General features: G+C 69.5%; 6 protein-coding genes. All 6 read right to left on the bottom strand.

The features are described 5' to 3' along the window. A partial coding sequence (locus tag ABE505_RS16975) for a cache domain-containing protein (RefSeq protein ID WP_346446300.1) occupies window positions 1-1365 on the bottom strand: 1365 nt, incomplete at its 3' end. Between the two features lie 117 nt (window positions 1366-1482). Further along, the gene (locus tag ABE505_RS16970; RefSeq protein WP_346444849.1) at window positions 1483-3735 is read right to left on the bottom strand and encodes a methyl-accepting chemotaxis protein; all 2253 of its coding nucleotides are present in this window, start codon (window positions 3733-3735) and stop codon (window positions 1483-1485) included. 233 nt (window positions 3736-3968) lie between these two features. Further along, entirely contained in the window at window positions 3969-5981 is a 2013-nt protein-coding gene (locus tag ABE505_RS16965) for a chemotaxis protein CheA (protein WP_346444847.1), read from the bottom strand. A 34-nt stretch (window positions 5982-6015) separates the two neighbouring features. Then, entirely contained in the window at window positions 6016-6381 is a 366-nt protein-coding gene (locus ABE505_RS16960; protein WP_346444845.1) for a response regulator, read from the bottom strand. Next, window positions 6378-6695: an STAS domain-containing protein gene (locus ABE505_RS16955; protein ID WP_346444843.1), complete on the bottom strand. Its 318-nt coding sequence runs from the start codon at window positions 6693-6695 to the stop codon at window positions 6378-6380. The genes ABE505_RS16960 and ABE505_RS16955 overlap by 4 nt, the downstream gene beginning before the upstream one ends. Window positions 6696-6875: 180 nt before the next feature. After that, window positions 6876-7405: chemotaxis protein CheW (locus ABE505_RS16950; protein ID WP_346458292.1), on the bottom strand; the 530-nt coding region annotated here is incomplete at its 5' end.

The following is a 7405-nucleotide window of genomic DNA, read 5'->3' as shown; positions in this document are numbered from 1 at the left end:
CTGGATGCGGGCGACGATCGCGGTGAGCTGGGCGACGGTGGCATTGGCGTCGTCGCGCATGCGGGCGAACACGCCGTGGAAATCGCCGTCCATGCGCGCGGTCAGGTCGCCGGCCGCGATCGACTGCAGCAGGCGCGAGAGCTCGCTCAGGCTGCGATCGCTGGTCGCCATCATCGCGTTGAGGCTGTGGATCATGCGCCCGAAGTCATCGCGGAATCGCGTGTCGTCGCCGCGGACCGAGAAGTCGCCGGCGGCGGCCGCAGCGGCCAGCCGGTTGATCTCGCCGTTGATCGCCATGAGGCTGGCCTTGGCGGCGTCCATGGCCTCGTGCAGGACCGCGCGGCTGGCGGGCAGGCGGCGGGCGTCGCGCGACAGGTCGCCGTTGGCATACTCGTTGAGAATGTCGATCGCCTCGACGAACGCGTCCAGGTGCTCGAACATCATGGTATTGATGCCCGAGGCCAGTTCGCCGTACACGCCCGGAAAGTCCACCGGCATCCGATGCCGCATGTCGTCGCCCGCATGCTGGCGGATCATCTGGCGCGTCTGTTCGGAGAACCGCTCGAGCATGTGCACCATCTCGTCGGTCGAGCGCAGCATCTGGCCGATCTCGTCCCGGCCCTGGTGGCCGGTGCGCATGCTCAGATCGCCACGGGCCACGCCGCGGATCGCGTTCACCGCCCGCCCCAGCGGCTCGAGCACCGAGTGACCGATCAGCCAGCCGATGCCGGCGTTGAGCAGCACCAGCAGACCGCCGACGATGGTCATGATCGCGGTGAACGTCAGCGCCTGGGATTGGGTGTCGTCGAGGTAGACGCCGGTGGTCACGACCCAGCCCCACGGCGCGTACAGCGCCGAGTAGGCAGTCTTGGGCACCGGGTCTTGCTCGCCGGGTTTGGCCCAGACGTAGTCGACGTTGCCGCCGCCGGCACGCGCCACCTCGACGAACCGGCTGTAGATCGCCGTGCCGTCGGTGTCGGTGATTGCCGAGACGTCCTTGCCGATCAGGTCGGCATGCAGCGGATGCATCAGCATCGTGGGCCGTTCGTCGGTCACGAAGAAGTAGTCGACATCATCGTCCGAGCGCATCGCGGCGAGCGTGCGCAGGGCCCGCTCCTGGGCCTGCGCCAGGGTCAGTTCCCCATTCTCGGCGCGGCTGGCGTACTCGTTGACGATATTGAGCGCCATCCCGACCTGCGATGCCACGCCGTCTTTGCGGGACTGGTTGAGGTCGACGAACTGGACGCGGGCCGCAACGACCGCGAGCAGGATGATCCCGGACGCGACGAGCGCGGTCTGGATCAGAAACTTGCGCTGCATCGGAAGATCGGACAGCGCACGGAGCACGGCGGCGACGGGATTCATGAGGGGGGCAGGAGTGGGCCTGCCATCGGTATCGGCCGCGATGCGTCGAGATTGAGGCGTGCGCCGGCAGGCCCGTTGCCGTCCGCCCCGACGCCGCTGCGTCGGGGCGGGCGGCGATCAGAACTCCGCCCAGTCGGTCTCCAGCACCGCTGCCGGCACCTTGCGCGCGGGGACGGAACGCTTGGGCGTTGCGGCAGGCGGCGCCGGGCGGGTGCTTGCCGGTGCGATCGACGGCGTCGCCCCGGCGGGCCGGCGAGCGGCAGCGTCGAGGTGGGCGGCGTCGATATGAAACACCGCGATCGCCTCGGCCAGGCCTGTGGCCTGTTCCTCCATCGCACGCGCGGCGGCCGAGGCTTCTTCGACCAGCGCGGCGTTCTGCTGGGTGGTCTCGTCCATCTGCACGATGGTCTGGTTGACCTGCTCGATGCCGGCGGCCTGTTCCTGCGAGGCGGCGGAGATCTCGGCCATGATGTCGGTCACGCGCTGCACGGATGCGACCATCTCGGCCATGGTCCGACCGGCCTGGCCCGCGAGTGCGGCGCCGCTGGCGACTTTGCCGGTGGAGTCGTCGATCAGGCCCTTGATCTCCTTGGCGGCATTGGCGCTGCGCTGGGCCAGGGTACGGACCTCGGAGGCGACGACTGCGAAACCGCGGCCCTGTTCGCCGGCACGCGCGGCCTCGACCGCGGCGTTGAGCGCGAGGATATTGGTCTGGAAGGCGATGCCGTCGATGACCGAGATGATGTCGGCGATCTTGCGCGACGAGGCCTCGATGTCGGCCATCGTGGAGACGACCTGGCCGACGACTTCGCCGCCCTGGGAGGCGACGGTGGCCGCGCCCTGGGCGAGCTGGTTGGCCTGGCGGGCGTGGTCGGCGTTCTGGCGCACGGTGGAGGTGAGTTCCTCCATCGAGGCGGCGGTTTCTTCCAGATTGGCCGCCTGCTGCTCGGTGCGGCGCGAGAGGTCGTCGTTGCCCGAGGCGATCTCGGTCGAAGCGGTGCCGATCGCGGCCGAGGCGTCCTGGATGCGGGCGACGATCGCGGTGAGCTGGGCGACGGTGGCATTGGCGTCGTCGCGCATGCGGGCGAACACGCCGTGGAAATCGCCGTCCATGCGCGCGGTCAGGTCGCCGGCCGCGATCGACTGCAGCAGGCGCGAGAGCTGGTCGAGATTGCCGTCGGCGGCCTCCATCAGCCGGTTGAGGTCCTCGATCATGCCGCGGAAGTCGTGCTGGAACCGCGCTGCGTCGCCGCGGACCGAGAAGTCGCCACGTGCGGCGGCGCCTGCCAGCGCCTTGACCTCGGCGTTGATCGCGCCGAGGTTGGCCTTCACCGCAGCCATGGTCTCGGTCAGCACGGCCTTCTCGCCCGGATACTGCACCAGGTCCGGCGTCAGGTCGCCGATCGCGTACTGGCGCATGACCGCGATCAAGTCCATCTTGGCGTCCACATGGGAACCGACCAGCGCGTTGGTTTCACGCACCATCAGGCCGTAGTCGCCAGGGAACGCGCGCTCGTCCATGCGATGGCTGATCGCGCCCGCGTCGTGCGCACGGGCCATTCCGCGCTGCGCATCGATGACCGCGCGCAACTGGCCCTGCATCCGCTGCATCGCGGCGAGCAGTTGCCCGACCTCGTCGTGCCGGTCGACGACGATCTGCGTATCGAGCCGGCCGTCCGACACGTCATTGGCGACCTTGACCGCGCTGCCGACCGATCGTGACAGCGTCCGCGAGATCGCGATCGCCATCGCCGCGGCCAGCAGCACGAGAACCGCGATGCCGGCGATCATCGCAAGCAGACTGCTGCGATACACCGCATTGGCCTGGGCGATGTCGTCGGTCAGACGCCGGTCGTTGAACTGGGCCAGCGCGGCCATCGACTCGAACAGGTCGCGGCGCAGCGGCCGCGACTTCGCATCCGACACCGCCTGCGCGGCCGCGCCGTCGCCAGCGGCCAGCGCCTGCTCGATTTCGCGACGGGCCTCGAAGTAGGCCGCCAGTCGTGCGGTCATCTCGCCGTACATCCGACGCTCCTCGTCGGCAAGCGGCAGGCCTTCGTACAGCCCGCGCTGCTCGGCGATGATCTGCTCGATTCCGGCCAGGCGTTGATCGTAGTCGCGCACGGCCTCGAGGTCGTCGAGGCGCCCAAGCTGCGCCAGTTCGTACATCCGGTACTCGCCCAGTTGCGAACGGATCTCGCCCAGGTACTGCACGGCCGGCATGTCATCGAGGCTGACCTTCTGCAGTTCGGCATTGATGCCGCCCAGCCGGCTCAGGGCGAAGGCCCCCAGTCCCGCCGACAACAGCACGATCACAGTGAAAGCGACCGCCAGTTTTCGGGCGATCGACAGGTTGTTCAACCATCTCATTGGAGATCTCCGGATACGACAAAGGACGCGGGCAGGTGTTGGTCATCACCTGGAGCGCGTCCTTCGCGTCACGACTAGCGGCCGGAAACAGAGCGACTTGACGGGCGAAACCACTATTTTCTGCAAGTGCTGCAGGTGTGATTCACGTCGCGGAAATGAATGTGCACATGATGTGAAGTGCGGTGGGGCGGGCGCTGTTCGCGCAGCGGATGCGGGCCGCAGATGCGCTGGCGTCAGGCCGCCTGCGGCAGGCGCAGCGACCGGGCCAGTCCGCCGACATCGACGATCAGCGCGACCCGGCCATCGCCGAGGATCGTGGCACCGGAGATGCCATCGACACGGCGATAGTTGTTTTCCAGGTTCTTGACCACGACCTGCTGCTGGCCGATCAGTTCGTCGACCTCGAGCGCCAGCTTCTGGCCGTCGCCCTCGACCACGACCACCAGCGGATCGGCGCCTTGCGGCTGGCCGTAGCGATAGTGCGTGTTGAGCGAGACCAGCGGCAGGTACTCGCCGCGCACGCGCAGGACGCGGCCCTCGCCAGCGAGGCTGCGGATGTCCTCGGCCTGCGGCTGCAGCGCTTCGATCACGTAGGTCAGCGGCAGGATCAGGGTCTCCTCGCCGACGGCCACGCTCATGCCGTCGAGGATGGCGAGGGTCAGCGGCAGGCGGATCACCACCCGTGTGCCGTGACCGGTGCGGCTCTCGAGCTGGACCTCGCCGCCGAGCGCCTGGATGTTGCGCCGGACCACGTCCATGCCGACGCCGCGCCCCGACAGGTCGGTCACCGCATCGGCAGTCGAGAAGCCGGCCTGGAAGATCAGGTCCCAGACCTGCGCGTCGGTCGGTGACTCGGGCACGGCCAGGCCGCGCTCGGCGGCCTTGGTCAGGATCCGTTCGCGGTCCAGACCGCGGCCGTCGTCGGCGACCTCGATGACGATATGGCCGCCCTGGTGCGAGGCGGCAAGCGTGATCGTGCCGGCCTCGTCCTTGCCGGCGGCGCGGCGCGCGTCGGGCAGCTCCAGACCGTGGTCGATCGCGTTGCGAACCAGGTGCACCAGGGGGTCGGCGATCTTCTCAATCAGGCCCTTGTCGAGTTCGGTGCCTTCGCCGAGCGTGCGCAGGCGCACCTGCTTGCCCAGCCGTGTGGACAGGTCGCGCACCAGGCGGGGGAAGCGCCGGAACACCGCGTCGACCGGCAGCATGCGCACGCCGATGACCGCTTCCTGCAGGTCGCGGGTGTTGCGTTCGAGCAGGTCGAGCCCGGCGAACAGGCGTTCGCTCAACGCCGGGTCGAGGGCGGCGGACACCTGTTTGAGCATCGCCTGGGTGATCACCAGTTCGCCGACCAGGTTGATCAGGCCGTCGATCTTGTCGGTGCTGACCCGGATCGAGCTCTCGGGCTCGTGGGCGCTCGCGGTCGGGGCAGCCGTGCCGGTGGCGCTCGAACCCGCCGGGGTGGTGGGCGTCGGCTCCGGGCCGGGCGCGGAGGTGGGCGCCACGGGCGTCGCGGCAGCGGCGGCCGCCATCGGGCGGATGTCGAGCGTGCAGTCGTCCTCGACCCAGGCGAACACGTCGTCGACGGCGCTGCGCGGCACCGCGCCGATCAGGCCCAGGTCCCAGGCCAGATACGCTTCGAGCGGATCGAGTTGGCCGAAGCCGGGCAGGCGTTCCATCCGGCAGGCGACGTCGAGCGGCGCCAATTGGTCGAGCTCGCGGATGATGCGCAACGGGTCGTTGCCGCTCATGAACATCGACGGCGCAGGCGTGAACCCGATCTGCCAGCCGGTCGGCGCGGCGGTGGGCTCGACCGCAGCCGGGGCCGATGCGGTGGCCGCGACTGGCGCCGGCCCCGCGGCGCCTGACAGCACGGCCTCGAGTCGGGCCTGCACGGCGACCGCGGCGGCCGGGTCGGCGGGCTGGCCGGTCTCGGCTTCGGCCAGCAGGGCGCGCAGCACATCGACCGAGGCCAGCATCGCGTCGGTCGCCGCGGCATCGACGCTGCGCTTGCCGGCGCGCAGTTCGTCGAGCAGCGTTTCGAGCACGTGGGTGAGGGCGGCGACGGCGTCGAATCCGAACGTCGCGGCGCCGCCCTTGATCGAGTGCGCCGCGCGGAAGATCGAGTTCACCAGCTCCGGGTCCTGGTCGCCCTGCTCGAGCTGCAGCAGCCCGGCTTCCATTGCCTCCAGGCCTTCCCGGCTTTCTTCGAAGAACGTGGCGTGGAAGCGCTGCATGTCCATGTTCATGGGCTGACCTGGATTTCGAGGCGGAAGGCGGGCGTCAGCCCAGGACTTTCTGGACGGTGGCGACGAGCTGGTCGGGGTTGAACGGCTTGACCAGCCAGCCGGTCGCACCGGCGGCCTTGCCTTCGGCCTTCTTGTCGGTAGCCGACTCGGTGGTGAGCATCAGCATCGGCACGAACTTGTAGTCGGGCAGGCCGCGCAGGGCGCGGATCAGGGCGATGCCGTCCATGTTGGGCATGTTGACGTCGGTCACCACGGCGTTGAACCGCTGGCCCTGCGCGCGTCCCAGGGCGACCTGGCCATCTTCGGCTTCTTCGACCGAGAAGCCGGCCGAGGTCAGGGCGAAGGAGACCATCTGGCGCATCGAGGCCGAGTCGTCCACTACCAGAATGCGTGCGCTCATGCGGCGTTCTCCACTGTGCTTGCGTTTGAATTGTGACGGGGGGTGCCGGGCAGTCCCAGCGAGTGGCCGATTCCCAGCAGCCGGATGGCGTCGAGCAGCGCGGCGCTGCTGTCGCGCAGTGCGGTGCGCCGGCCCGCGGCGTTGCGGCTGGCGAAGAACGCACACAGCACCTGCAGGCCGGCGGTGTGCACGCGTCGCACTTGGGCGCCGTCCAGCAGCACGTCCTGGTCCTGGGCCAGGTGGGGCTCGAGCCGTGCCTTGAGGGCGGCGCTGGTCTCGATGCCGAGATCCTCGCCCAGGTCCACGGTGGTCATCGCGTCTCCGCAAAGTAAGGGGTTACGACGGGTTAGCGGCAGCGATGGGGCGAGCTTTAGCGCGATGCCTTTTCGCATGCGGTAACCGGAAGCGTCTACTTCGGACGGCTTCCGGCCGGCGGGCTGCTCTCCATCCGAAGCGAAGCGTTTCAGGCGCGTCTCGATGGCGGAACGCGAGGCTCAACGGGTGGTGTAGAGCGGCATCGGCAGCAGTCGGGAGGCGTCGAGCAACAACTTGACCGCGCCGCCGAGCCGCGCAATGCCGCGGATGCGGTGATCGCCGACCGGGGCGAGGCGGGAGGTGTGCGCGCCTTCGATCTGAGCATCGGACACCACGGCCACGTCCTCGACCGTGGACACGCGCAGGCCGAGCGTGTCGCCGTGCTCCTCGAGCACGACGATCCGCGTCGCCGGCGTGTCCTCGACCGCCGCGTCGCCCAGTTGCAGGCCCAGGTCGATCACCGGCACGACCTGGCCGCGCAGGTTCATCAACCCGGCCAGGCACGGCGAGGCGCCGCGCACCGGCAGCAGCGGGGCCGGCAGCACGACCTCGCGGATCTTCAGCAGCTCCAGGCCGTAGACCTGGCCGCCGCAGCGCAGCCGCAGCCAACGGGCCTGGCGCTCGCTGCTGCGTCGTGGCGCTGGGAGGTCGGCGCGGGCCGCTGCGCTCGCGACGCGCGGTGGGGCTGGGGCTGGGGCTGGGGCGGGGG

This window comes from Luteimonas sp. TWI382, from assembly GCF_039674545.1.
Taxonomy (GTDB): domain Bacteria; phylum Pseudomonadota; class Gammaproteobacteria; order Xanthomonadales; family Xanthomonadaceae; genus Luteimonas.
The sequence above is the reverse complement of the archived record's forward strand: the minus strand, read 5'-3'. Positions and strand labels throughout refer to the sequence as shown.